The organism is Acinetobacter sp. YZS-X1-1 (genome assembly GCF_000804305.1).
Taxonomy (GTDB): Bacteria; Pseudomonadota; Gammaproteobacteria; order Pseudomonadales; family Moraxellaceae; genus Acinetobacter; species Acinetobacter variabilis.
Window position 1 is genome coordinate 1 of the sequence record NZ_JWHB01000021.1, and the last position, 24,438, is coordinate 24,438.

Here is a 24,438-nt window from a genome sequence, read left to right on the forward strand (position 1 = left end):
GATCGTTTTTTGATTTATGAAAGAGATCTAAATACTTCAAACTAAAAATTGCAGTTTGGTCGTCATTAATTTTTATTTTTGGTGTTATTGCCTACTATCTTTGTACTGCATATATTCAAAATCTATCAACATCATTTTGTAAAGAACGAATTTGCTTACCTTGGCTAGGTCTTGAGGGTTATCTTGCGCTTCTTGTTTCAGTTATTGGAATCGTGGTTGTTGTTTACTCAATTGATGCGTGGAGGTTACAACAAGGTTATTTAGATAAAAAAGCTCTTCTTATTGAAGGTGAAAGCGCTCTTATTGAGCTGAAAGAACAAATAATTTTTAATTATTTAGGCTTAGGTTGTCGTCCTAATGTCCACCACAACACTACCTTTTTTAGACTAAATCTAGTAGCTGGTAAAAGTTTGAAAAAGCTAAATTATAATTTTGATGAACTAAATAATGCTTTAGATGACTTTATTAAAGCATCAAACACCTATGCGAGTGAAAGTTCACATATTAACAAGGAAGCATTAATCAATTTCGCCAAAACCCTCTTGGCTAAAAATGAATCACTATTGGTGAAAGTTAGGGCTGATCTAAAAGAACTATCAAATTTGACTCTCGCTTGAGGGCTTTTACAATCACGCCATGCTGTTCCTTATAATCACTCTATTTAGGCCACAACTTGAACCCAGTTAATCTGCAACTGACGCAATCTGGAAATATATGGTTGCCAAGACCAGTATTTCCATTCAGTCTAGGATAATTCTTATTCAATGATGTGTCATCAAATGCAAAATTTCCTAGTCCGCTTCTATACTGACCACAAGAACCCCACTAGAGCTACACATGAGGTTCTGGTTAAATCAGAAAACAGTAATGGGGTATTTGAGAAAGCTCGTAAATATTTTGGATTAGACATAGATTCAAATTGCACACGAATGGAATACGGTCAAAGTCGAAAACGAGGCATTCAGTTAATTTAAACCACCCCAATACATATCTCCACGTTCACATTCATTGTAATTAAATGCGCTGTGCAGCCTGATAGCATGCACAGCGTTAAAAAACTTAAATAAAGCTACTTTTACTTAAATTACAGCCAGTTAGTTTAAAAAAATATGGAATATACAGTAAATTTATTTGAATATTAATATTTTATGAGTATATTGCATTTACGAAATTATCATCAGATTTGAATATATGGCAATGAATATAAAAAATTTTTTACTATTAGGGATATTGGGATTTTTAACTGGATGTCAGGTTGTAGAAACTGCAGATGATAAAAAATCTGTTTCTATGCTACCACTGTATATTCCTAAAGAAGCGCGTTATTTAAATACTCCATCGAATGCACCCACCTCTGAAAAGTTGACGGCATATACAAATCAACTCGTTAGCCAAGAGCAAAAATATGCAACGATAAAAACTATTCCTTATACATTTTTTCAGGGTTCTGGCTCCCTTAGTGCGTACCCATATACCGTTTATACCTTTGATGGAAAACGCGTAAGATTTGTTGAGAATTCAATCATCAGCCCTTCTACTACAATGACTCGATTTGATTACTCGCAAGCAAAATTAAAACTACCGGTTGGTCAACATGACATTGTTTTTGTTAGCGGAATAGGTAACCATAGTTATTTCACTGAAATTAAAAATATAACCTTGGAAGAAAATAAAGATTATGTGATTGGTGTTGATCGTATTCCAGGCAGCACGCCAAGAGTATTTATTGCTGAATATGAAGTGGATTCAAGATTTAAATCAAACGATCCAGACTCTATTGTAATTAAAAAACGAATTGTTGAAGATGTTGAGCATGCAAATCTCAAAAGTGTCAAAGTATATTAAAGAAACAGCTACTTTCGGATTATTGGCATCCTTAGTCCTATTACAGGGCTGTGTAAAAATGATCTTGCCGACTTCTGAAAGTGAATTAATCTCTAAGTCAATTGGCAAAGGTGGGTCAATAGATGTTCCATTGGGATATGTAGATGCTTATGCGAATTTAAAGCAAGCGTATTTAAGATGTGAGCAGGTAAAAACTGCGAATTCATATGTATTAGTTGATGCAAATTTAGATCGGGAAAAAAATCTTGCCATTTTTTTTGGTAAAGCACCTTATGGCACCTATCTGTTTAAAACAACTATCACGCCGTCTGATGCTAACAATTCTAAGCTTACTCTTCATTTGATGAAAGCTCAGCTATTAACAGAAAAAGCCAATCAAAATTTACTTCAAAAGCGTTTGGAGCGAGATAGACTACGTGCTTTAGGCCAAGACACTAAATGCAATAAAGATTAATTTTTCAAGCCAAGCATTATATTAAAGTTTTAAAAAAGCTGTGAACCCCAGGGTTGCACAGCAGTAAAATCTTAATTGCACTTTTCATAATCAATCAGCACTTTGGCCACAGCTTTTGCTGCAATCCAATAACGTGCCTGGTATGCTGCAAGCTCAGCTTCATTCGAAATAAAACCAAGCTCCACAATCAAACCGCCAGCATTCACGTATGCCAAGCGGCCACGTGCTGACTTAGATTGGTCAATCCAGCCATTATCGCCACGTAATCGGCTGCCCAATGCAGTTGCTACAGCTGCAGATAGATCCTGTGCCAATTTCTTATCTTTTGGCAAGGCAATTGTTTCTACTCCATTCGCTTGTCTCGAAGTCGCAGCATTCATATGGAATTCAACCGCAACACTAGATCCTTTGATCAATTTGATGGCCGATGAAAGCGGATCATTCTGTGATCCGGTACCATCATTTTTGACCTGAATGCCTGCCTCACGTAAATAAAAAGAAACCGCATTCCTGAAATTAGTCACCAAATCAGCTTCTTTAATTTTGCCATTCACTGCACTAGGATCAGAATTGCTATGTCCTGCTGTGATAGTGGCAAAACCTAAAGATTGCGATAGATTTGGCTGAGCCTTTTTACGTCCAATCAGCACCGCCAAGAACATCAAGCCCAATGAAGCAATCGTTTGATACGGTTCAGGCAAGACATTGGCGTTATACACTTCCTGCAAAACTAAATGTACGCAGGATAAAAAAAGCGCCATATAGGCGCCGTATTTTACTGAGTCAAACTTCCAAACACTTTCATTAATTAATTTCATCTTATCTCTCTTCACTGTTTGTTTTTTTGTTGATCAATCTGGTTCCGCATTGCTGCCAGGTCTGTATCCATGCGGATCTGCTTTGATTCGATAATGGCTAATTTTTGATTTAGTCCTGCATTTTCTTTAGCAAGTGCTGTGCTCCCTTGAACTATCCATGAACCAAAGGCAATGAGTAGCCCAATAGCAGTTCCACCTAGGGCTTTCGCAAAGGTGAGCCCTCCTTTAGCCTGGTTCATATCCGCCTGAAGCAAATCAATATCCCGTCGGTTTGCCACAGCTTGTGACTGGTAATATTCATTCCTTTCAGTTAAGCGAATGACGTTGTTATTTAATTCACCCATTTCTAAGCGCAGTTGATCTAATTTTTTCTCAACTCGCACCCCATACGTTTCGCTGTCAGGCATACGCCCCCCTATTTTTGGTAATAAAAAAGCACCCGAAGGTGCTGTCATTTGGTTAAGTTTAGACTTCTATTTCTGAATGCTGTCCAGTAGGTGCCGGCCTTAGGATCACTTGGTTTGAGATGAATACTCTGGCACCTAAGTTATAAGCTGTACCGGATGTGCAAAGCACTGGACCAGATCCACCATCGATCTGTACCCGGTATTCTGGATGCTTCACTGATGTGATGGTGCCGATGTACTCGGCATGGGTCGGATTCAAGAGCTTTCGCAATTCAAATAATGGATTACTCACGGCTGATACGCTCCACGGTAATAGTTTCATTCACCTTTTCATGTGAGAAGCTGCCTGAAACTGAATCAATCACACCCCACCACTGACCATTAAAAGCAATGGTTTTACCAGGTAGCATTTCGCCAATTTCCTGACTGACCGGAATATCAGAGAAAGTGTGCAGTTCCTGAATATTGGCTTTTATCAGTGCATTTTTTCCATAACTGGCACCTGACACTACGTTAAATAATGGACCCGTCACTGACTCAAGCGGCACGTCACCCGAAGTACCACGTTGCTGTACTTTCAAGCTTTCACCACTACGACTATTCACTACAGTAATCGAATTAAAGTCTGCAATGTATTCATCGTTCTTTTTGATGTTCTGCTGCATGACCAGGCTTTCAGACAATAGAATATCGTAATCATCCGCGGTCATCGTATCCCAATAGCCTTTCTGGTACCGGGGTAAAATAGTCAGGGTGTTGCCTGCTTTCTGGCTATAGATAAAGCCACCGCCTGAATCAACGACCTGTTTGATTGCATCGATGGGTGCCAGTTCTGCATAGCTCAGGCTTTCAACCGGTACGATCCAGCCCAATTCATCAATCAGTTTCCAGTCTAAACTGGTACCGCTATTTACTCGATCAAGTTCAGCTTGCACCAGTTGAACAGAAGTACGTTCGTTATCCTGGATAAAAGAACGCAAAGGCCCGTATTTATCAGAGTTTAGAGCTGTGACACTTCGCCCTGGGTAAGTATATAAAACACTGGCAAAGCGTCGGGTTTCTTCCGGATCCTCAAGCAGAATATGATGCTCATAACCATTGATCATGATTTTGAGAATCACTAGCTGACCATCAATCGGCTGTAACTTTTCTTTTTCGGTATGAGCCACAGTAATGGAATAGGTCCAGCACCATTGCGACCGACTGGTACTGTAGGTGCCATCCATGACCTTGATCTTCTCGCCGGTATCTAATCGCTCGGCTGTTAATGTATTCACGATATACCACCAGTTCCTTTTTGGCAGTGCTGGGATACAGTCATCTGCACCAAAATTTAAAACAACATTGTGTGAATCAACGTCATGACATAAGCAGATAAAATTTAGATCTGTGCTGCCTTCATATTTGGGTAACTCAGGCTTTGGCCAAGGCAAAACCGGATGCTTGCGATAATGAATCGCTTTGGCTTTATCCCATGGCAAATCTGACTTGGTGACAATCTCAAGACCCTTATCCCATTCAAATGAAAAACGGTGCTCAAAGACCTGAGCTACTTCATGCGAATAAGTAAAAGTCTTACGCCTGCGGATCATTTCCTGCCAGACTGTTTCTCGGTTATGACGCAGCTTGACGGTTTCTTCATGCATATATCGCTGATGAATAAAGCGTTTATCACCTTCTTCCCAGATCACATAGGCATCAGAACATAATCCGGTTGTCTGCTCATGTAGCGATCTAATCGCCCGGGTTAATGACCCTGCCTGCTCATACTGAATATTTACCTGATTCGAAACTACCAAGCCTTGATCATAAAAAAGAGCCTCATTTGAGACTCTTAATACCGGTTTGGCCCAAGGGATTTCTGTGGTGCTTAGGGCTGCTATCGCTTTCTGATATCGCATGTCAAAACCATAAGACACACCAACCAGATGATTGATATCGAATAGTGCTTTAACCTCAAATTGAAACTCAGTATCTAAAACCGTATCAATCGTACACAGGTTTTCACTAAATACTGCTTCGACTTCAAAACTAAAGCTCGTATCTAAAACCGTATCGATCTGGCCAATAACATCAGTATTCTCACTAAATACAACAACCACTTCAAAGCTAAATTCAGTGTCGAGCACCGTATCTATGACAGCAGTATTTGCACCACTGTCAGCATAAATTGCAGTGACTTCAAAGCTAAAGTCAGTCTCTAAAACAGTATCAATAACTGCAGATACATCATCGCCAAAATTGAGATTAGTCGAACCATCAGCCAGATGCTCGAAATTAAGAATAATGTTATGGCTATCAGTATTATCAGGCTTAAAGTTTAAGTTTAGGTTGTGAGCATCAACGGTGCCGAGCTTATTTTTAAAATCCACAAGAGCACCCTTTTAAATTAAGGTCTGAGTTTTATTGATGTGACTGCAAGTGTGCCGCCAAGCGCTAAATTAGTATTAGCCAGCGCAATATCCATACCTACTGTCAGATCGGCAGCCACTTCACCAGCACCGTTATAAATACGTGCCCATGTTGCTGTACCTGACTTAATCACGGTTGCAGTATCAGTTGGGTGAAACTCCACATAAGTAGCAGTGGTTTCTTTAATACATGGCTCAGAAAATACCAATGTCACCAAAGCATTGTTTGAATCTGCTGCAATTGCAGGACTGGCAGGCTGCACGCCTTCATAAAAAATAACGGTAGCACTTTGGCTACCGCTATCCATAAAATTTGCAAAGGCTTGAATCATGGCAAGCCGGGCATTGACTGAAGTTTTACTCATTTCGGCACCACATTATCCTGAATGACTGCGTTGAATCGACTTGAAGGGTGATGAGTGATAAGGAAGAACTTTATATTTGCTGCTAGTCCTTTGAATTCGTAATTCCCTTGACTATCTGAAATCGTGGTTGCAACAAGCTTTTTCCCAGATTTGCTATAAAGGTCAACACGGCACTGATGGGGCTGCCCCAGCTCATTCGTATGCCCTGTGATTTTTAATGCCCCAGTAACTGCTGCAAGGCTATCTGTTGGTCCTGCGACAAGATATTTTAATATCATATTTCACCCAACTTCATCATTACCTGGCCTTGGAAAGAGTTATATACTGTTGCTGAAACCGCAATAAAAACTGACCCTTTTCGCTGGATTAACTGGCGGTTAGAAAATGGAAACGCTCGGCGCAACCAGAACAGGTTTTTCAACGAACCTCGAATGACTGTACCCTCTAGCAAATAGACTGGAAAAAACATGATTGGAGTGTTGATGTTGTATCCTATGTCATTTGAGTTACCAGATCTGACTGCGCTTTCATTAAGTCCTGTAGACGAAAGGGAAATGGCCTTGTTGCTCAGACTATAATTTAAATCATACATTGCATAATTTGTTTGCTGGTTTGATCCAAGACCACCATAATCAGTAGTATAGATATACTCATCGGCTCTTTTATATGCATAACTAGCCGATAGAATCCAGTTTCCAAAATCCACTGTTTCAGCATATGTATCAAAACAGCCAAACCCATGCAGATGTGCTGCATTATCATTGCTTGAGGTGATATTACTGATATAGAAATAATCTCCATCCCCCACAATAATCCAGGTTTTGTTTCCATTAGGTGGGGTGGTTTGATCTGCAGTTCCCCCTTCCAATTGATAACGCGAATAGTACCATTTTGCCCAGCCGTTATATGCGGAAGAGCCAGACCCGGTACCTTGCCAGTTTTTATTGGGGTTTGCGGTATCATAAGGTACCTGTGCACCAATCAAAGTATCAATATCAGACATATCTTCAACAATACCCACCTTGGCATATTTTGCATAATTCGAATTCCAGACTGGATCAAGTTCATCAACTACACGTAAGAATGGGCGACTTGGTAAAAGCAAATTGGTCGAACGATATGCGGCTTTACCACCGCCATTCGGATTACTGCTTGAGAACGGTTTCTCCCAACCTAGCGGGGGTAATGACGCACTAATTGCACCTGTGGCAGTTGTTACACTGGGCGCAGTTGCTAACTCAAATGTGAGTGAACTTGAGTTTGGTATCGTTAAAATACGATGCTCACCATTGAACTCTGCTTGTGCCGCACCTGCAATCTTAATAACTTGGTACTGCATTAAATTATGTGCAGAGCTGAATAGCGCAGTGACCGTTGATCCCGATGCTGTGAGTGATGAAATTGTGCCAATATTGATCCCATTTACCAGGCAGGCATCTAGCACATTAATCATCGAACCATAGGCATTTTGCAGTTGCGGTGCATTGTTATTGGTATGCACATAAAATTTGATATCTGTACTTGCGACCATTTTTTACATCCATAAAAAAGACCGCATTACGCGGCCATATTTGATTGATTTATTAAACAACACGGTCAATATCGCCACGCAACATGATCTGAAATTGATCTGACATTACACTTGGCTCAGACTGCTTTACTGTACGAATCACCCAGACCGGAAAGTTTGCAGCTACGGTATTGAAGCGCAAGACATTACCATTGGCCCAACCCGCACCCCAGCCTTCTTTTTTGATCGTGAAGTATGGAACACCAGTGACCGGATTAATTGGTGCATAGTCTGAATTGGTGGTACCGGTGCCAATCTGGCCGGAATACTCACCAACGCAGCGGAATGACTGTGCATCGGTGAAGATCAATGCCCAGCGCTCTTGAATCGCACCCTTATTTGTCACTTGGAGTGGATAGAGCGAGTCATTGTAATTCGCTAAAATTCCTGAACTTGGTTCATCTGCCCAGACATTACTCCACGCCCCTTGTACAAACTTGCGTGTGTAACGTGCCTGCATATCGCCAATTACCAGCGCCGATCCGACAATGGTATCCACTGCATCATAGTTATGCGTTAAAGGCTTGGTGAATGTTAGCTGGCCATTGATCTGCACATCACGAATCAGACCCATGTCCTGATAACGATATTTGACTGTCAGTGGTGCAACCAGATTACCCAGTACAAAGTCACCACCGAGCGTCACACGACCATAATCATAATTAACCGTGTACAAATCAAAAGGCACTTTGGTTCCATTGGCATCTTCAAGCTCTGCCCATGAGATCCGCTGATCATTTAGATTGTATGTGGTACCCGCAATCGCACTTGGTAATTCCTGAGACTTACTTGAGCTAACAATCCCAATGCCACCCACACGAAAGATCGGCACACGGCCATCAATCGGTAATCGAGTAGCAGACAGACCTAGGATTTCCGAATCTAGCGGAATGTAGGTGTAGGCCACTGCGTTATAACGCACTGATGAAGCATCGACCCAGACTGGTACATTGATATAATTATCGGCTCCCTCCTGGTATTCTAGCAGCGGGTCATACCAGTCACTTGCCTCAATCTCCGCACGGTTGGCTTCTGTGATTTTGGTTTTGGTGTAGAAGTAGATCGTCACAAAGCCATTATCCCAGTTCACCTGCCCATGCGCCCGACTGGTTTCAATCACGCCATTTTCATCAGCGGTTAATGTCAGCTGGCCATATGCAATTGTTCCCACCACCACAGTTAATGATTGTGGCCGGATCGGCATGATTGGCGTTCTAAAGCTGATCTTATTGACTGGCAACAAGTCGGTTGTGGTAGTTAAGGATTCCAGGGTAATCGTGTTATCTGTATTCGGTGTCCAGGAATCGATTTCAACGATCCCGGTACCGTATTGAATAACACCCGACTGAATCCCACTATTATTGGCTGGATTCACATTGCGATACAGCAAGCCGGTACGATCCAGAAAAGTATCAGTACCCACTTTGAAGCGAGCTGAACCTGTCAGGATCTGCTCATCAAAGCCAGAAGATAAATCCAGTTTGAGCTTATTGGCCGTCACCATATGGGTTGCCGAGTTCGATCCTGATGTATCACGATATTTAATCTGAACATCTACAGCACCAAAGGCTTTCAGTTCAACCTGTTCACCAGAAATACTGGATGTTTGTGGAGAATAAAAAGACATATTTCCTCTCTATGCTGCGGCATAAGTGGCCATAGGTGTAAAGGTTTGCACAAATCTGCTCGCTGTACTTTTTGGTGTGACTTCAACTGCGCCAGTGGCATAGATAATGGTGCCTTGCACTTGACCACGGCTATTCACTAAATTCCCCATGGTTGCATTCACCGGCACATCTGTCAGGGTTACAGATCCTGTAATCCCCTCATTGCTTTGAAGTGGAATTTTTAACTCAACACTATTTGGCTGAATCGCTGGTCCTGTCCCGATTGTGAACGTCATCTTTTGGTTTATAGGGGTTACATCCATTTTGGTCTGCTCAAGTGAAGTGCCGTAGTTATAGATCACTGAAAAGACTGTGCCTTTCTGTGGCAGCTTGTTTGGAATGATCTTCCCGGTACCCGTGGCATAGTTGATTTCACCGGTAGCATCACCGGTAAATTTGCCCTGGGCATTGGAGGTTGCTGTTTTCTCTTCACCTTCTAGGGCCCAGTTAATCGTGATACCCGGCAAAACACCTGGTCGACCTAAATCAAAATCAAATGCAGCTTTTTCCACGGTTAAATTTGATCTTACGAAGGTGACAATCGGTGTACCCCAGTTCAGCAGGATTGGCGTATCTACATCCGGCAGTGCGCCAGTGGTCAATAACCACGAACCGGTCTCATAATTGATCATGCCCGAACCAAAAGATGGACTGGCAGCTTTTAACTGGCCTGATCCATCATCTTTTAGTTCATAGAACTTGCCCTGACTCATATAAGAAATCGAAAGTGCGCCTGGTGCGGGAATCGGAATTAAGACACCGGTCCAGTTGGTGCTCTGGTTATTCTGGGTTACTGGAATCGCATGACTCTGATAATACTGATTCGGTGCAGCTGCCGGCTTAAACGTAATATTCAAACTTGAGGTGCCGGCTGGCGCTGCTGCGGTCCATTGAATCAAGCCACGCTGATAATCAATCGTTCCGATCTGGGTGCCTTGGGTATTTTTAAGCAGGCCGCCCTGATCATTGATCTGCTGGCCTTGTAAAGTAAAAGATATACTGGAAGGAATCACGGCTGAGCCGATATACAGGTTCTGACTGACTCCAATGACCATATTAGGGTAATTGACCGTAATGGTGCCTTCGTTACCTGCCACTAGCACCACACTTTCACCTGCAGCATTGACATCAATAATTGGAGTTTCTGTCTGAGCGGAGGGAATCAGCTGGGCAAAGATACTTTTGGCATTGACCGTAAATTCACCCACATTGGCATCAGATGCCAGCGCTGTAGATGAATAGTACAGGCCGGTATCCGCCACAATAGTATCGCGGATAATGGTTTTTGATTTCTCACCGTTGTACCACTGGCGTGCTGAAAGGCCCACAAAATCAACTTCAAGAGCATCATTCAAGGAATACGTGGCAACCTTGTATTCAACATTTTTACCATCGATGACCATGATTGCAGTACGGGTTTCAACCTTGGTAATACGCACATACTGCTCACGCTCTAAGGCCTTACCTTCATCACTAATCAGAACAATCGTGTCACCTACTGATGACTCAGTTTCTTGCGGAAACATGGCTACTTGCAGTGATGACATGCCCTGCCAATGGGTATCGAGTGGTGTGCCGGCAATCTGACCACCTTTGGCCAAGTAGTTTTCCACCCGGTTCTGGGCAGACTGGCGTTCATCAGTCCAGTTTTTGGTACTGAAAAGCAATGCCGATACGTTTGGATCTTCTGGTAGCTCAGATACAAAAACAGTGGCACCCATTAATAGATCAGTGTCTTCAGTGGTGACAGCAGGAAAGATCTTGAGCATGGATACATCGCCCATGGTTCGATCCATCTCAGACACATCATTGAACAGGTTGTTACTGATACCATCCTGAACTACTACGCCAGAGTATTTACCACCGCCATCCGAGTTATCAGTCAAGCGTTCAGACTTGTAAATTACTAAATCCTTAGTTTCAATCGCCATCGTCTAACTCCGTAAAGCGTAAGGTCACGTTGTAATAATCATCCAGTGATACCGCTGGAATCCCTTTCACCGGTGCAGCCTCTAAAGCCCCATCCTGGTGGTTAAATTTGACGGTGAATTGCCGGCTATCATGTGGCTGTTCAAACTGCAGTTTAAAATTTTCACCTTGCAGCTTGGACCATTCCAAAACAGTCCGCAGTTCACGTAGCTTGATCCATCCCATTTGCGGATCCGCCGGCTGTAAAGTGATTGGTCGACCAGACTTCTTTTTACCTTCCTGAATGATCAGAGAGCCATCCATCGTATAGGCTTGATTCTGCTCAATGGCCTTCCATGAGAATTCATCAGACCACAAAAAACCGTCCTCTAATGGGACGGTCTCTGATGTTGCTAAGCGAATGAGTTTCATGTTGATTTCGCTATACCTTTTAATTGATTTACCAGATTGGTCATTACATCCTTTTGGCTTGCATCACCTGTAAGGGATAGGGTTTGACCTCCGAATTGGATGTTGTAATTCACACTTTCCTTAATGCTTTGTGTAGCAGCATTTGATGACACAGAAGGAATTGACGGCGCATAGTCACTCAAACTACTGGAACCAGTTGAAGCGACATTGATACTGCGGAGCAATTCATTAATCTTATTGGTACCATGCTGAGTGGTTATTCCATTGGCTGCAGCTCGATCAAATTCAGCATTGATCAATGCTTTCATTGCCACGCTGCTTTCCTTTCCAAGACCTTCAGCTTTAGCATCACGATCAGCGGCCATAGCCTTGGACCAGATGGTAGAAGCCAATTTCTCAGCCTCTTTATCGTCATAGCCTTTGCTTTTCAGCTGCGAAATCACATCAGACTTGGTGTAAGAATCATATTCGTAGATTCCTTTACTCAATGCCTCGCCTTGGCGCTTCATTTCCTTATTAAAATCACTCTTGGCTTTAGAAACTGCATCTGCCCAGGCTTCGGTAGAAGATTTGGCTTCTTCACGTGCAATTTGCCCTGCATGGCGGTAACCATCACCAATCCCGCGTGCGGAATTCTTAACACGGTCATTGGATTTGGTCCAATCATCCATGGTTTTGACAACTGCTTTGCCAGTATCATCAATCTGCACTTCAAGATTACGCCCGGCATTCATTGCATTTACTGCAGCAATTCTTCCGGCATCCCCTGAAGCTGCCGCAGACTGAGCAGCTTTTTCATAGGCTTTTTGAACACCTTCAGCAGTAGCCTTACCGCTATCCCGAATTGTGATGTAGTCCATCAAAGCTTGCTGGGCGGCCAGCTTTAATTGCTCTTTGGTTTGGATGCCTAATCTCTTAAATGCTTCAGTAACCGGATCAATATCATCTGGTAATCCTTGAGCCTGCATTTTGATAGCAATTAAGCCCTGCTCAGCCTGAGATGTTGAAATTTGTCCTTGAGTACCGAACTCCTGAAGCTTGGCTTTGGCCATATCAATTTCAGCTTGGCTTTTGGCCGTTTGTAGCCACGTCAACCAGGCTTCATAGGTAACATTACCAGCTTGCTTGCCCTTAACCCCAAGATCCTCAAGGCCAGCTGCAAAGGTGGTAACATTTTTGCCATTTTCAGCAAACTTTTCAGAGACACGATTTAAAGAAACGTCCAGATCCATGCCTAAGGCTGTTGCAGCTTTTCGCGCTTTATCAGCTGCGTTTGCTGTGCCCTCAGTAGCCTTAGCACCGTCGCCCATGGCTTTGACAATTGCTTTGCCAGCACCATCAAACTCAAGTTTTAAACCTTGAGCTGCAAGGGTTGTTTGTAGTGTTTTCTGAGTGGCTGCATCGGCTGCTTTCTGTGTACCATCTGCTGCTGCAAGTTGAGCATTTACCCAGTCCTGAGCGGCTTTAATCTTAGCCTCAGTGATTTTCTGACTTTCAGTCTGATAAGCCTTTTCCTTGGTATCCAGTTCAGCAAGACCTTTTACAGCCTGATCAGTCGCAGCCTGATTACCAGTTTTACGCGCTTCATATAGCTGTTGTTCCAGTTGAATGCGCTCATCACTGATAGCCTTGTAATCGGTTTTGTGCTTTTCCTCCTGAGCTTTTAATTCAGCAAGAGTTTTTTGTGCTTCGGCAATACGTTCTTTATTGGCCTCTTCTTCAGTCTGCCGTATATCATTGATTGCTTCTTGTGTAGCTGATTTGCTCTCAAGTGCCAGTCTATTGGCTTCTCGTCCATTTTTTTCCGCCTGTCTAAAAAGCGCATCTGAGGCATTTTGAGCTTGAGCAGCTAGGTCATCAAAACCCAGAAAATCGAGCACTGCAGCACTTAAAGAGTAAATACCACCAGCGATAAATTGAATACCTGCAAGTAGTAATTTAAGCCCAATATTTAATCCCGTGGCAGCATCAGAAACTACACCAAGTGCAATTTTAAAAACGTTAAATAAGGTTGTTAAGCCGCTAACCTCTTCCTTACCGCCCATAATTGCGTTAAATAATGGGGCAACCGCGTCTAAGGCAGATGTAAAAGCGCTCCATGCGGTTTCAGCTATTCCCGCCATACTGGATATGACATTTTTAATTGTGTCGTATACAGCAGATAGTGTGCTTCTAATAGCCTCAATTGTAGATGGATCTATTTCTGAAAGCTTGTCTTGAAACCATCCTACTCCAGCTGCTACATCATCGAAGAATAATTTTAGTATTCCAAGATTATCAGCAATAATTGATAGAGCATTTGCTACCGTCGCGCTTGATCCATTGGCTCGATCCATCTCACCAATCAGGATTTGCCACTGCGTAGATATCTTCTGCAAGGCATTGCTGATAGTAGTGGGAAATTGGTTGTAAGTTTCTTGGATCTGTGTGGCTTGGCTTTGAACAGCTTTAACAACTCTTTCAGAGGTAAGCTCCCCATTTTCAGCCATCTTGCGAAGTTCGCCGGTAGTGACTCCCAACCCTTTAGCTAATGCTTCAGCAAGACCATAGCCATTTTCCATAATGGAGTTGAATTCTTCACCGCGAAGAACACCGCCTTGCATTGCTTGAATAAACTGAGTGATTGCTGCTTCACTTGCTTGTGCTGATCCACCACCAATCTGAATCGCTTGGGTCACTGTTTTAGTAAGGTCTAACGCTTGTTGCTGCGTCATCCCCATTTCTTTACCGACTGTATTCAATCGGGTAAATAAGCCTGCTGTAGCATCCAAACTTGAGTTTGTTGCTAATGCGACCTGATGAACGCCAGCCATGGCCGATGTAAAATCACCGCCTTCACGAGTGGCAATCTGAATACGAACAGAGAGGTTAGTGTATGAGTCGGCGGCTTCCGCAAGCTCACGAATACCCAAACCTATACCAAGAGCAGTTAATGCGCCCACAAGTGTGTTAACAGCAAATTTAGCGCCATCAATACCTTTTTGCGCTGTCTGAGCTGCTATGTCTGTTTCTCTTAAGCTGTTGTTGGCTTTACCTACTTCAGCTTGAAAATTATTAAATGCCTGATCAGTCTGCTGTACTTCTTTTTCTAACTGATCGACTTGAACCTGTGCTTTTTCAATATCTGCAGGTGAAGCACTGGTTTTGGAAAATGCTTCAAGATTCTGCTTAGCTTGGGCTAAATCCCCTTTAAGCTGATCTAGAGCCTTTTCAGCCTTATTTCCAAAATCAGTAAAATTACCTGCTGTAGATTTTGCATTATCACCAGCATCCTTAATGATTCCTGTAGCAGCATTTAAGGATTGTGAAAGCTTGTCCGCTAACTCACTGGTTCCTTTTGGGATAATATTTCCCATCTCTTTAGAAGCATCAGTAGTCGCTTGTTTTAAAAGTTCTGATTCTTGTTTTATTGCATTGAATACTGACTTAGCCGCATCTTCAGACTGCTTGATATTGCCAACAAAACTTTTAGTGTCGGCATCCATGATTAATTTGAATGTTAAATTTTTACCAGACATGCTGACCTCTAAATTTTAGGCAATAAAAAACCCGCCGAAGCGGGTATAACACTGGGTATAAATATAAGTGTTTAAGATGTTTCCTCTAAGATTGAGCCGCAGTGCTTACATTTTCTCGCATCAAATCTAATTAGTTCGCGACAATCAGGGCAATTCTTTTGTTCGACTCCATTTTCGTCCAATTTTACAAAATTACCTGCATTATTTGAAAATATATCATTTGCGACTAATTTGGTTTTGCTTGGTATTTTAAAAACTTCTGGCTGTGCTTCTTGTTGGATTGATTGCTGTATTTGTTTAGGCAAAGGTGAATAAAGTCTTATATTTTGACTGCCGCAAGAACCACAGACCTTACCGCCTGATCTACGCCAGATTTCATATATTATCCCTGGAAGCAAGCCAATAAAAAGCAAAACGATAGTTATAACAAAACTACCTTTAGTTTTTGCAGAGCCTACACGTCCACAAACAAGACATTCCACTTTAGCCATTTTCCCTATTCCCTAAATTATTATTTTCCTATCATAACTTTAGGGTAATGCATGATCAATCAGAAACCATTTCTTTCTTGAACGACTCAAAGCCTTTTTTATCTGATTGAGCCACACGTCCGGCAACAGCGTTATTGAAGATTCCCTGCTTGTACAGCTTGTTTGCCGCTTTGACATAGCCCTGGAATGCGCCGTAGGTCATCTGCATGATTTCACTATGCTGATGGCCCATTGATACCAGAAACTGGAATGAATCAAACCAGGTGGAGTCATCTTTCTTTTTAATACCACGTTTTGGTTTTTCGTATTTGAAGTAAGCCTGGTTGATCAGAAGTACCGCTTTTAGCAACTCCTTAAAACTCTTCTCATCAGCAGCCAGTTCTACCAGTGATTCATTGTCCAGATCAGTAACACAGGCAATAGTCGAAATGACCTGTACACCATGAGCCTTGAATAGCCCTGTCAAAATTTCATCTGAATGATTCTGGTCTTTGATGAAGTTTTTCAAAACTTCAGCATGTTTTAACCATTGATCAAAGTCTTTAATCTGGATCTGGCGAACTTCGATGTCATTAACTTTAATACTTCGATTTGTTGCTAGGAAAAAATCATTCATGATGGGTCTCTGAGATAAATTTTAGACATTAAAAAAGCACCCGAAGGTGCTTTTCTTTTAACTTTGATAAAGGCTGAATTCTATAAAGTCCAACTACCACCTTGTCCCATCTCATACACGATGAAAATTAAGGCTACTACCATTAGAATGACAACAATGATTTCTGTTTTTGTTAGCATTTTCGGTGCTCCACTTTTCATTATTCATATGATAAGCAAAGCAAACAATTTATAACATAAAGATTACAAAAAAATTATTGGATGTTACAAAGATTTAGAAGTTAGGGAAGTTTCTTTAGAGTGTAGCTACCTACTGAAGCATTCAAACATTTCGTTAAGCAACTCAACAAAAAGTTTCAACCGAAAAGCATTCTTACGCAAACCTAGAAACCTATAACTTTAGACCTGAATATCTTACATATCCCGACATAGCTGATACATCCGTGATTTAAATCATTCTCTACACTGAAATTAAGTCTTAGAAACGTAGAGGAAATTCAATTGAAAAAGTATTCGAAAATTCTAATCTTAGCTTTAATGGGATTTACTGGTACCGTGGCTATCGCAGCTGACTCGATTCCAATAGAAGCCACTGCCGCAGCTGAAGCACAACAGGTTGCTTTAGAGTATGGAAATGAAAAAGATCAAAAATCTGAATCATCTGGTGAATAAAAGAAAGCCCTTAATTAAAGGGCTTTTTAATTACTTCCAGCTTGGCGTACAACCATTCTTCCATGACAACTCAAATTGCTTTTGATCCGTCTGATTTTCTACAAGTACTATATCCTTTGAAAGCACAATAAAACGCTGGAAGGGAACATAATCACTATCTGCTTCTTTATAGCTTACCTCTCCACACTCTCCTATTTGATTACGGAACTTTGCCGAATCAAGGTTGGGAATGAATTTTTTTGTAGCTTCTTTTGCAAATTCAAGCTGTTCCTTTTTGCTTGTTTCTAAATCAAGATGCTGACCGTTAGATTCCTTGTGTCCACACCCAGCTAAAATCACAATAAAAAAGAATAAGCTTAAATTTTTCATAATATCCCCATGTATTAAGGGCAGCACTTTACATTAATTTTCAATCTTATTTAAAGCCTAGGGAGAGTGGATTTGTAAAGTTATGTTTTACTATTTTAAGTCTTTTTAAAATTGACCCTATATAGCCAAGTGGAACTTCCACTTATCAAAAAACCGCCCTAAAGGCGGTTCTTAGCTTACTAACTTACTGACATACAAGATAAATAAAAGTAGAAATAATTATTACGACTAGGATGGAGACAAATATTTCTATTTTAGTCATAGCAGTTTTATTCTCAACGTGAGCTGAATATCTTTTATAGCCCTATTAAACAACAATTGTAATAACAGAATGTTACATAATCATCAAGTATTAAAAAAACCACTCTGAGGAGTGGTTATTCTTTAAATATATCTTTATGCATCAAAATAGTTGGTCTAGCCCTATTTTGTTTCTGCTGTCGATACTCATGAAGGCTTTCTTCAAATCCATTTTTTTGATAGAACTCTAAAACTTTTGGTTCATTTACAGCATCTAAAGTTAAAAATCTTACAGCCATATGATGGCCATATACGATCCCTTCTATCAACTCTAGTATTCTTCTTCCGTAACCTTTTCCTGCATAGGCCTTATCAACTGCAAGCTTTGTAATTTTAACTGCGGGAAAATAAGTAATTGGGTATTCACCATTTAAAGCTAGTTCATCTATTTCTGTTCGGGTAAGTACAATTTTATCCGCGGATAGACTGAAGAAACCAATAAGGTTATCACTCTCAAAAACCAAAGTAGTTTTAGTCAATCCGTAGTTATGATAGTCGATAGCGTCATCTATCAAAAAAGAGTTTAACTCTCCACGTTCACATTCAAACGATTGATAAGCTTCTTTCTCAATTGAATCGATATAAAAAAATTGTAACTCGCCCTCAGAATTTACATTTTCTTCAGACAAATTAGTAACTCTTAATTGTTATAAGCTTTTGAGGCCATTGCAGCAAGTTTTTCAAGACGGCTTTTACGTGAAGGAGTAATTTTTCTTTGAGCTTCATTTACGATTTTTCGAGTCGCTTCTTCACCAAATTTTGGAGTTAACAACATAGCAGGTGTTTTCATAAGATACCACTCAAAAAATAATACATATGGAATTAAGTATTTAAACCAAATCAACACCTAGATTTAGATGTGAATTATTCATACCGCGTTGCGGCTATGTCAATATAGTATTATATGTACATATCGTCGTCAACAAACTGTTTACGTCGTCTTGTCAAGATTCGTTAAGCTTTAAAGCATCGTTTTATGACTAATACCTTCGTCAAACATAGTTATAATGTCACATTCAGTAAGAAACCAACTCACATCAATTTCTTACTCATCTTCTTGTAGGCCTTATCAATAAACCGGTTATTCGACCTAAATATAATTACTTTAAACAGGCACAAAAAAAGACGCTAATGCGCCGTGGATTTCTTTGTGCCTGTATGGGTTTAAGCAGCTACTTTGAAGCGCTCAATATGGCCAAAGACACTTAGTTCAGCATCATTGGCTTTTGAGATATCTGCGAGAGCTTCACCTTCAATTGAATAAGACCCAAAGTCTTCATGAATCAGATCAAATTCAGTATCTGGTGAGAATTTCACACGCCATAATGTCATGACAACCTTATCACCAGTGAGGGTATCAATACCTTTGAAAAGGATTCGATATTCATTCCCAATGTTATTGGCAATTGTCGTACGTGTCTTAGCACCAGCTTTAGCAGAAAATTTAACTGGACCAGTTACAGCTTCGTTAAAAATTACGGTGCCATAAACTGAATCAAGCAAATATTTGTCTGCCTCAATAGCAGCGTCCGAACTATCCTTAAAAGCCACTTCGCTTAAATTGCGATGACCCAGATCGATCATGGCACCAATCTGTACTGTACCTAAATCGATATCAGTCAGCTGAGTTTCAGGAATTTCAATTGATTTACCGCTAAGGATTAACTCTAAATTTTCCTTAGTAACCTCTTCAATTGTCCCTGAGATAGCAACACCAGTTTGCTTGTATAAGACAGCATCTTTCGAACGTAGACCAGTTTTACTTTCATAGTGGTCAGTAGACTCAGTTGAAATAGCAATCTGTAATTCTGGAGTACTACCAACCGGCAGTAATGCAGCTGGTACACCACTAACCATTTTCGCTAGATGAAGTTCACCCTGAAGTGAAATCACATTTGAATTAGCCATTACTTTTCATCCCCTGTAGTTTTCTTGGCTGGAGCAGCTTTAGGTTCAGGTAGTTCCTGAATGACACCATCTGCCAGTAACTTTTTGATTTGTGCATCACTCAGCCCACCGACCACATCGCCCTTTTGAAAGCGACCTACAGGCTGTAATGCTTTGTATTGTTTTGCCATGACTGGCTCCTAAATGAATTTTTGTGATTCAAAAATAATCGTGATGTATGCAAATCCTGGGCTATAACCATCCCGAACCGAAATCATTTCTAGTGCCGTTCGTGATGCCTGAGGCTGCCAGCCGGAAAGTAATTGAATGACCTTCTCGGTTAACAACCCAGCTTCATCACTCACCGCTCGGCCATCAGTCATCTGAGATTGAGCATTACGACATGCCACCGTGACCGCCCATTGCTGACCGATCTGATTAATACTTCCACGACCTGCACTGGCTTTCTTGTCGATACGGACAAAATTGACGTGTGCTGACGGCGTAACCTGCGACATCTCGGTTACGCTGACTGAGTTTAACGGCGTATAGATCTTTAGAAGTTCTGGAATTTCTTTCAGCTTTTCTGCAATCTCATCACGCACCGCGAAGAAGGTGCTCATCTATAAAACTCCCGACAATGTCTAAAACCATGACTTCATCTTCAGCATCAATACCAAGCTGAGTCCGAGGTGGAATAATGGATTGCTTAACCTTTCGATACTGGCCACCAACTGCAAAGGTGATGTATTGGCCATTCTTAGGTAAGATTGTTGCGCCGTAATGCAGATGGGGTGCATACGCAACATCTGTACCCACCTCCACACCATTTGAAAGAACATTGTGTGTGTAGGAATTCATCAGGCGGCCAGTATCTCGAAGCGTTTCACCACCCTGCATACGTGCACGCCATGAAATCTTCCACGGGTTCCCATCTACATCAGTACCCGTTAAGAATCGATGCTGCACACTATCCACAAGTCCAGCACCAATCTCATCAAACAGCTGGTTCTTTAATGATTCAAAGTTACCTAATTGATTAAGTATTGCTTCAATCGGTGAACTATCAGCTTGAATGGTTATTGCAAAAGCCATAAGCACCTCACTTCAAGCTGGGCATCTGGTCCAGGATAGAATCTCCAAATACACCACCGGTATATGAAGTACCGACTGGTGCTGTTGAAGGTCGTCCTTTAGGTTGGTCATCCACGATTTGGTTTGTTTCAGGTAACTGAATCTGCAAATGTGCTTTGTTATCAGCCACACGCTTTAAGAATGCAATTGCATCTTCATAGCGTTTTCGCACCTCATCGGTTGGCTGCTCAAAATGAAGGCGGTAGCGTGCAATATCACACGCCATACGCTTTAAATTACTCGGCACATTGGGAAGCGGCAAAGGATAACGACCACCGATATGACCGTTAATCTCCTCCATTGCATCCTGGATTGCATCATTAATTGCTTGAGAACCTTTTGCTGCATCTTCATACATCAATTTCAGGTTCTCAATTGAAGCCCCAAATCGTGCGACCAAATCTGCTTCAGTCGCATACATAGATCACCTACTTGGTTTCGTCAGCAGGTTTTGAGTCTGCTTTAGGTTTTGCAGCAGACTTCACCTTTTCCAGTTCAGCCACCTTGGCTTTGAGCTCAGCAATTTCTTGCTCGGCTTTAGCCTTGTCGGCAGTCACTGTCTGATTGGCTTTAGTTAAGGCTTCATTGGCTGCTGTTAGTTCAGCATTAGCCTTTTCCAGTTCAGCCAAGCGTGCACCTGTGCCATCCGCTTTGGGCTCTTCTTTGGCTTTCGCCTCTTCAATAGCCCCAGATGCTAAAAGGGCCTGAAGTTGTTTAGCTTCAAGCCCTTTGATTTCATCACCTGGCATAAAATGCCCGATGGATTGTTTTGCTGTGTACTTCGGCATGTCTTGCTCCTTATAGAGTGATAAAGCCAGTACCACCAACGACACCGTTCTTATTAGACGGCACAACCAGTGGAGCAGATTCGGTCATCAGCATGATGCCGCTTGGATCTTCACAGTACCATTGACGGTCAAAGTACTGCTGAGCAACGCCGTTGGCCAGCATGTTCTTGATCTTACAGTGAGCTACCGAACCATTGGTATCAGAGATTAGTGAGAAGTAATCTTTAGGAATAAAGCGCTTCACTTGACCTTTGTTACGGTAAGTTGCGTCATATACCCAGAATTCGATTCCATCAAAGGTTCCTTTGAAGGTTGCTGATTCTTTTACACCAAAGCTTGGATTCACTGGAACAGAAATACCCGCATATGGCGTGATGAATTCTTTTTTGAATTCTTCATTGTTCCAGAGAGCCGCCCAAACCAAGCCAGACATAACAGACAGCTTAGCTTCACCACCATCAGCAGCCAATTGACGTTCAAGCATGGTGCGAATATCCGTTACTGGCTTGGCACCCGCTTCATTCCATTTGACCAACGGCGTATATGTCAAAGACGCATCACGACGGTAATCCACCAGGTTGAGCTCATAATCATCTGAGTGAAGCGTGTATTTACCATTTTTCAGTAAATCGATAGCCATCATCATGACTGAGTTATCAATCGCATCATGGTTGCGCTTCATCACTGAGATTTGAGCAATGATCATTTGCTCTTGCTCAGATAGTCGCTGGTTACCAGTTGAGATGATACCTGCAGTACGTAAACGCTCAAGCAAGGCAATCTCAAAAGTTTCTGCCGGAGTGACCTGATTCTTTGGCTTGTAGTAAGCCGGTTTAACGTGGCGTACTTCACCAGATTGAGTAGTATCAAATGGCTTGCCAGGCTGTTGCGGAGATACCAACGGCGCCAGATCATGTTCAGCTGAAAGCTCAGCCAGAGGCACATCATCACGTGTGAATAACGGGCGGTTTGGGAAAAGCTTATCTAAAAGCCATGTGTCCATTGGACGGTAATTCGAGTGGATCAGTGCCAGCTCACCCACATCAAGAAGTTCAAGTGGAGCACCTTCAATATTAAAAGACTGTGGCATGTTGTTTACACCTTAGAAAGTTCGATTTTGTTTTTAGTTGCCTGTGCACGCGCTGCATCATATTCTTCAGCAGCAAGCAAAGTCCCATTAAGCGATACAGCTTCAATACTGAAAACCCCACCGTAGTAGACCGGAATTTCGATTCCATCAGCGGCCTTGATTGTGGCTTCTGCAGCCGTAACGTCTTGGCCACAAATCACATCCCATGTTTTTTCATCAGTAGCGTGTGTGAGTACATTCGCATCTGAAAGTGTAAGTAAGTCACCTTTTTTATAGGCTGTAGCGGTAGTTACTTTGGCATTGGCACGTCGTAACTTTTCATTGTCTAGGACCAGCTTTTTAGACTGGACCGTAATTTTTGGAATAACCTGGCTCATGAATTATTTCCCCTTGTTTTGTTCTGCGAATGCTTGTGCACCAGAAGTGAATTTGTGAGTGTCGGTATTATTCGACTGACCACCTTGCCCCGGATTAGCTTGATGGCTAAACAGGTGAGCAAATGCCGGATTTACACTTGATGTTTGTTGTGTTTGTGGTGTAGCTGGTGGTTGCTGGCTACCTGCAGAAAATTGACGAAGTTGCTTAGCTGAGAATGCAAATGCACCATCATCAAGCTTTTTCATTTCTTCAATATCTTCAGCGCTGAATTCTTTGCCCAGGTCTTTACCTAATGCAGTGATTTCAGCTTCACGTTTTGCTGCTGCGAATTGTTTGTTTTGTTCAGTCAGAGTATTCACCTGACCTTCCAATTCGGTAATTTTGGCCTGAGCCTTTTCTAATTCGGTCACGTCTGTGTCCTCTGGTTGATTAAATTGTTTTGGAGAGTGACTTGCTGCCACTGCGTTTGTATTGTCATCCGCACCCAAAGCACAGAAAGACACCTCACGAATACGACCACCACGGAAAACCGTGATAGGCCCTTGATGCACTTTTCCATTTACAGTGACTGATGCACCCGCTTGGATTTCTTCGACTGCAGAGGGTTCAATTCGCACTGACATCTGCCATGGAAAGCCATCGTCAGAGTCCTGAGCAACCTGAGTACCAAATTCATTACTCATTAGATCGCCTGAAACTGTTAGGCCGTTCTGGTGATCAATGCTGTGGCTATTGATGGCTCCAGCACGTTGCCGGGTTGAGTGATCCAGTAACGCAGGGATTCGGCCTTTAATTTGCATAGAATCAAGATCAAAGATGATTCGATCCCAATACCAATGATCGGTAATAACTTCACCACTGTATGCAACACCGGAGAAAGTCCGCTTCTTCTTGCCATCTTCAGCTTGATCGACATTTAAGTTACCGACCTGGAAGCAATACTGATTCGGCTTATGTTCCTCTTCTTTTGGCATTTCTCATGCTCCATAAAAAAACCGCCCTTTCGGACGGCGTAAAATAGCTACAAATAAACCCACCGAGGTGGGTAAATAGTTCAAGTATTCTTTATAGGTATCAGCTTAAGTTTCCATTCACTATCAAACCTCTTATTTAGAAAGTTTGTTATCTGGTTCTCACGATCTTTGAACTCATATGGAGTTAAGACTATTGCATTCCTTCCGCTAGATACCCCATACCTTGTAAATCCCGTAAGCGCTCTCCTTGTAGAAGTATTATTTGACAAAAGAACCCTTGCCTTTCCTTCTCTTATTAAACGCTTTCGGCCTCTTATTTTAGGGCACTTATCTGCAGGTATTTCG

29 protein-coding genes are annotated in these 24,438 nt (G+C 41.8%); 4 read left to right on the plus strand and 25 right to left on the minus strand.

Annotation, left to right across the window (positions count from 1 at the left end; all coding sequences use genetic code 11):
- Positions 1-212 precede the first annotated feature (212 nt).
- From RJ01_RS11245 to RJ01_RS11260, 3 genes are all read left to right on the plus strand, one after another.
- Complete coding sequence (locus RJ01_RS11245; RefSeq protein WP_034171134.1) at positions 213-617, plus strand: hypothetical protein; 405 nt, start codon at positions 213-215, stop codon at positions 615-617.
- 574 nt (positions 618-1,191) lie between these two features.
- Complete coding sequence (locus RJ01_RS11255; protein ID WP_052209088.1) at positions 1,192-1,845, plus strand: hypothetical protein; 654 nt, start codon at positions 1,192-1,194, stop codon at positions 1,843-1,845.
- The gene (locus tag RJ01_RS11260) at positions 1,814-2,299 is read left to right on the plus strand and encodes a hypothetical protein (protein WP_052209089.1); all 486 of its coding nucleotides are present in this window, start codon (positions 1,814-1,816) and stop codon (positions 2,297-2,299) included. Before RJ01_RS11255 ends, RJ01_RS11260 begins: the two co-directional genes overlap by 32 nt.
- A gap of 71 nt (positions 2,300-2,370) precedes the next feature.
- On the opposite strand, the gene RJ01_RS11265 is transcribed toward RJ01_RS11260, so the two are convergent.
- The 13 genes from RJ01_RS11265 to RJ01_RS11320 form a co-directional block, all read right to left on the minus strand.
- Positions 2,371-3,117, minus strand: coding sequence for an N-acetylmuramoyl-L-alanine amidase (locus RJ01_RS11265; RefSeq protein ID WP_034171136.1), 747 nt, complete (start codon positions 3,115-3,117; stop codon positions 2,371-2,373).
- 11 nt (positions 3,118-3,128) lie between these two features.
- On the minus strand, positions 3,129-3,524 hold the full coding sequence (locus RJ01_RS11270) for a hypothetical protein (RefSeq protein ID WP_034171137.1): 396 nt from the start codon (positions 3,522-3,524) through the stop codon (positions 3,129-3,131).
- Positions 3,525-3,582: 58 nt separating this feature from the next.
- Positions 3,583-3,816: a hypothetical protein gene (locus RJ01_RS16590; RefSeq protein WP_064095939.1), complete on the minus strand. Its 234-nt coding sequence runs from the start codon at positions 3,814-3,816 to the stop codon at positions 3,583-3,585.
- Positions 3,809-5,896 carry a hypothetical protein gene (locus RJ01_RS11275; protein ID WP_034171138.1) on the minus strand — a complete coding sequence of 696 codons (2,088 nt, stop codon included), beginning with the start codon at positions 5,894-5,896 and terminating at the stop codon, positions 3,809-3,811. Before RJ01_RS11275 ends, RJ01_RS16590 begins: the two co-directional genes overlap by 8 nt.
- A gap of 17 nt (positions 5,897-5,913) precedes the next feature.
- Positions 5,914-6,300, minus strand: a complete 387-nt coding sequence (locus RJ01_RS11280; RefSeq protein WP_034171139.1) for a hypothetical protein — start codon at positions 6,298-6,300, stop codon at positions 5,914-5,916.
- Positions 6,297-6,578: a hypothetical protein gene (locus RJ01_RS11285; protein ID WP_034171140.1), complete on the minus strand. Its 282-nt coding sequence runs from the start codon at positions 6,576-6,578 to the stop codon at positions 6,297-6,299. The genes RJ01_RS11280 and RJ01_RS11285 overlap by 4 nt, the downstream gene beginning before the upstream one ends.
- The gene (locus tag RJ01_RS11290; protein WP_034171141.1) at positions 6,575-7,831 is read right to left on the minus strand and encodes a hypothetical protein; all 1,257 of its coding nucleotides are present in this window, start codon (positions 7,829-7,831) and stop codon (positions 6,575-6,577) included. The genes RJ01_RS11285 and RJ01_RS11290 overlap by 4 nt, the downstream gene beginning before the upstream one ends.
- Before the next feature lie 52 nt (positions 7,832-7,883).
- On the minus strand, positions 7,884-9,497 hold the full coding sequence (locus RJ01_RS11295; RefSeq protein ID WP_034171142.1) for a hypothetical protein: 1,614 nt from the start codon (positions 9,495-9,497) through the stop codon (positions 7,884-7,886).
- Positions 9,498-9,506: 9 nt separating this feature from the next.
- A complete protein-coding gene (locus RJ01_RS11300) occupies positions 9,507-11,468 on the minus strand; it encodes a hypothetical protein (RefSeq protein ID WP_034171143.1) in 1,962 nt (653 codons plus the stop codon).
- On the minus strand, positions 11,458-11,877 hold the full coding sequence (locus RJ01_RS11305; protein WP_034171144.1) for a hypothetical protein: 420 nt from the start codon (positions 11,875-11,877) through the stop codon (positions 11,458-11,460). Before RJ01_RS11305 ends, RJ01_RS11300 begins: the two co-directional genes overlap by 11 nt.
- Positions 11,874-15,395 carry a tape measure protein gene (locus tag RJ01_RS11310; RefSeq protein WP_034171145.1) on the minus strand — a complete coding sequence of 1,174 codons (3,522 nt, stop codon included), beginning with the start codon at positions 15,393-15,395 and terminating at the stop codon, positions 11,874-11,876. The genes RJ01_RS11305 and RJ01_RS11310 overlap by 4 nt, the downstream gene beginning before the upstream one ends.
- A gap of 71 nt (positions 15,396-15,466) precedes the next feature.
- A complete protein-coding gene (locus RJ01_RS11315; protein WP_034171146.1) occupies positions 15,467-15,886 on the minus strand; it encodes a hypothetical protein in 420 nt (139 codons plus the stop codon).
- A gap of 55 nt (positions 15,887-15,941) precedes the next feature.
- Entirely contained in the window at positions 15,942-16,502 is a 561-nt protein-coding gene (locus tag RJ01_RS11320) for a hypothetical protein (RefSeq protein WP_034171147.1), read from the minus strand.
- 500 nt (positions 16,503-17,002) lie between these two features.
- Here RJ01_RS11320 and RJ01_RS16400 point away from each other — a divergent pair, with 500 nt between their 5' ends.
- Positions 17,003-17,173, plus strand: coding sequence for a hypothetical protein (locus RJ01_RS16400; protein ID WP_005262212.1), 171 nt, complete (start codon positions 17,003-17,005; stop codon positions 17,171-17,173).
- Between the two features lie 30 nt (positions 17,174-17,203).
- On the opposite strand, the gene RJ01_RS11325 is transcribed toward RJ01_RS16400, so the two are convergent.
- From RJ01_RS11325 to RJ01_RS11370, 12 genes are all read right to left on the minus strand, one after another.
- Complete coding sequence (locus RJ01_RS11325) at positions 17,204-17,542, minus strand: hypothetical protein (RefSeq protein ID WP_034171148.1); 339 nt, start codon at positions 17,540-17,542, stop codon at positions 17,204-17,206.
- 377 nt (positions 17,543-17,919) lie between these two features.
- Entirely contained in the window at positions 17,920-18,471 is a 552-nt protein-coding gene (locus RJ01_RS11330) for a GNAT family N-acetyltransferase (protein ID WP_034171149.1), read from the minus strand.
- 11 nt (positions 18,472-18,482) lie between these two features.
- Positions 18,483-18,632 carry a hypothetical protein gene (locus tag RJ01_RS16405; RefSeq protein WP_162835336.1) on the minus strand — a complete coding sequence of 50 codons (150 nt, stop codon included), beginning with the start codon at positions 18,630-18,632 and terminating at the stop codon, positions 18,483-18,485.
- 374 nt (positions 18,633-19,006) lie between these two features.
- Positions 19,007-19,750 carry a hypothetical protein gene (locus RJ01_RS11335; protein ID WP_034171150.1) on the minus strand — a complete coding sequence of 248 codons (744 nt, stop codon included), beginning with the start codon at positions 19,748-19,750 and terminating at the stop codon, positions 19,007-19,009.
- The gene (locus RJ01_RS16410; RefSeq protein ID WP_162835337.1) at positions 19,750-19,920 is read right to left on the minus strand and encodes a hypothetical protein; all 171 of its coding nucleotides are present in this window, start codon (positions 19,918-19,920) and stop codon (positions 19,750-19,752) included. Before RJ01_RS16410 ends, RJ01_RS11335 begins: the two co-directional genes overlap by 1 nt.
- A 9-nt stretch (positions 19,921-19,929) precedes the next feature.
- Positions 19,930-20,352 carry a hypothetical protein gene (locus tag RJ01_RS11340; RefSeq protein ID WP_034171151.1) on the minus strand — a complete coding sequence of 141 codons (423 nt, stop codon included), beginning with the start codon at positions 20,350-20,352 and terminating at the stop codon, positions 19,930-19,932.
- Complete coding sequence (locus RJ01_RS11345) at positions 20,327-20,824, minus strand: phage virion morphogenesis protein (RefSeq protein WP_034171152.1); 498 nt, start codon at positions 20,822-20,824, stop codon at positions 20,327-20,329. The genes RJ01_RS11340 and RJ01_RS11345 overlap by 26 nt, the downstream gene beginning before the upstream one ends.
- A 7-nt stretch (positions 20,825-20,831) precedes the next feature.
- Positions 20,832-21,284, minus strand: a complete 453-nt coding sequence (locus RJ01_RS11350; RefSeq protein ID WP_034171153.1) for a gp436 family protein — start codon at positions 21,282-21,284, stop codon at positions 20,832-20,834.
- 7 nt (positions 21,285-21,291) lie between these two features.
- A complete protein-coding gene (locus RJ01_RS11355) occupies positions 21,292-21,651 on the minus strand; it encodes a hypothetical protein (RefSeq protein WP_034171154.1) in 360 nt (119 codons plus the stop codon).
- Between the two features lie 10 nt (positions 21,652-21,661).
- Positions 21,662-22,741, minus strand: a complete 1,080-nt coding sequence (locus RJ01_RS11360) for a major capsid protein (RefSeq protein WP_010117674.1) — start codon at positions 22,739-22,741, stop codon at positions 21,662-21,664.
- A gap of 5 nt (positions 22,742-22,746) precedes the next feature.
- Positions 22,747-23,118: a hypothetical protein gene (locus tag RJ01_RS11365; protein WP_034171155.1), complete on the minus strand. Its 372-nt coding sequence runs from the start codon at positions 23,116-23,118 to the stop codon at positions 22,747-22,749.
- A gap of 3 nt (positions 23,119-23,121) precedes the next feature.
- Entirely contained in the window at positions 23,122-24,093 is a 972-nt protein-coding gene (locus RJ01_RS11370) for a hypothetical protein (protein WP_034171156.1), read from the minus strand.
- Positions 24,094-24,438 lie beyond the last annotated feature (345 nt).

Coding starts and splice junctions, on each gene's coding strand:
- RJ01_RS11255 (WP_052209088.1), top strand. CDS start 1,192: ATGGCAATGAATATAAAAAATTTTTTACTATTAGGGATATTGGGATTT.
- RJ01_RS11260 (WP_052209089.1), top strand. CDS start 1,814: ATGCAAATCTCAAAAGTGTCAAAGTATATTAAAGAAACAGCTACTTTC.
- RJ01_RS11265 (WP_034171136.1), bottom strand. CDS start 3,117: ATGAAATTAATTAATGAAAGTGTTTGGAAGTTTGACTCAGTAAAATAC.
- RJ01_RS11270 (WP_034171137.1), bottom strand. CDS start 3,524: ATGCCTGACAGCGAAACGTATGGGGTGCGAGTTGAGAAAAAATTAGAT.
- RJ01_RS11280 (WP_034171139.1), bottom strand. CDS start 6,300: ATGAGTAAAACTTCAGTCAATGCCCGGCTTGCCATGATTCAAGCCTTT.
- RJ01_RS11285 (WP_034171140.1), bottom strand. CDS start 6,578: ATGATATTAAAATATCTTGTCGCAGGACCAACAGATAGCCTTGCAGCA.
- RJ01_RS11290 (WP_034171141.1), bottom strand. CDS start 7,831: ATGGTCGCAAGTACAGATATCAAATTTTATGTGCATACCAATAACAAT.
- RJ01_RS11295 (WP_034171142.1), bottom strand. CDS start 9,497: ATGTCTTTTTATTCTCCACAAACATCCAGTATTTCTGGTGAACAGGTT.
- RJ01_RS11300 (WP_034171143.1), bottom strand. CDS start 11,468: ATGGCGATTGAAACTAAGGATTTAGTAATTTACAAGTCTGAACGCTTG.
- RJ01_RS11305 (WP_034171144.1), bottom strand. CDS start 11,877: ATGAAACTCATTCGCTTAGCAACATCAGAGACCGTCCCATTAGAGGAC.
- RJ01_RS11310 (WP_034171145.1), bottom strand. CDS start 15,395: ATGTCTGGTAAAAATTTAACATTCAAATTAATCATGGATGCCGACACT.
- RJ01_RS11315 (WP_034171146.1), bottom strand. CDS start 15,886: ATGGCTAAAGTGGAATGTCTTGTTTGTGGACGTGTAGGCTCTGCAAAA.
- RJ01_RS11320 (WP_034171147.1), bottom strand. CDS start 16,502: ATGAATGATTTTTTCCTAGCAACAAATCGAAGTATTAAAGTTAATGAC.
- RJ01_RS11325 (WP_034171148.1), bottom strand. CDS start 17,542: ATGAAAAATTTAAGCTTATTCTTTTTTATTGTGATTTTAGCTGGGTGT.
- RJ01_RS16405 (WP_162835336.1), bottom strand. CDS start 18,632: ATGAAAACACCTGCTATGTTGTTAACTCCAAAATTTGGTGAAGAAGCG.
- RJ01_RS11335 (WP_034171150.1), bottom strand. CDS start 19,750: ATGGCTAATTCAAATGTGATTTCACTTCAGGGTGAACTTCATCTAGCG.
- RJ01_RS16410 (WP_162835337.1), bottom strand. CDS start 19,920: ATGGCAAAACAATACAAAGCATTACAGCCTGTAGGTCGCTTTCAAAAG.
- RJ01_RS11340 (WP_034171151.1), bottom strand. CDS start 20,352: ATGAGCACCTTCTTCGCGGTGCGTGATGAGATTGCAGAAAAGCTGAAA.
- RJ01_RS11345 (WP_034171152.1), bottom strand. CDS start 20,824: ATGGCTTTTGCAATAACCATTCAAGCTGATAGTTCACCGATTGAAGCA.
- RJ01_RS11350 (WP_034171153.1), bottom strand. CDS start 21,284: ATGTATGCGACTGAAGCAGATTTGGTCGCACGATTTGGGGCTTCAATT.
- RJ01_RS11355 (WP_034171154.1), bottom strand. CDS start 21,651: ATGCCGAAGTACACAGCAAAACAATCCATCGGGCATTTTATGCCAGGT.
- RJ01_RS11360 (WP_010117674.1), bottom strand. CDS start 22,741: ATGCCACAGTCTTTTAATATTGAAGGTGCTCCACTTGAACTTCTTGAT.
- RJ01_RS11365 (WP_034171155.1), bottom strand. CDS start 23,118: ATGAGCCAGGTTATTCCAAAAATTACGGTCCAGTCTAAAAAGCTGGTC.
- RJ01_RS11370 (WP_034171156.1), bottom strand. CDS start 24,093: ATGCCAAAAGAAGAGGAACATAAGCCGAATCAGTATTGCTTCCAGGTC.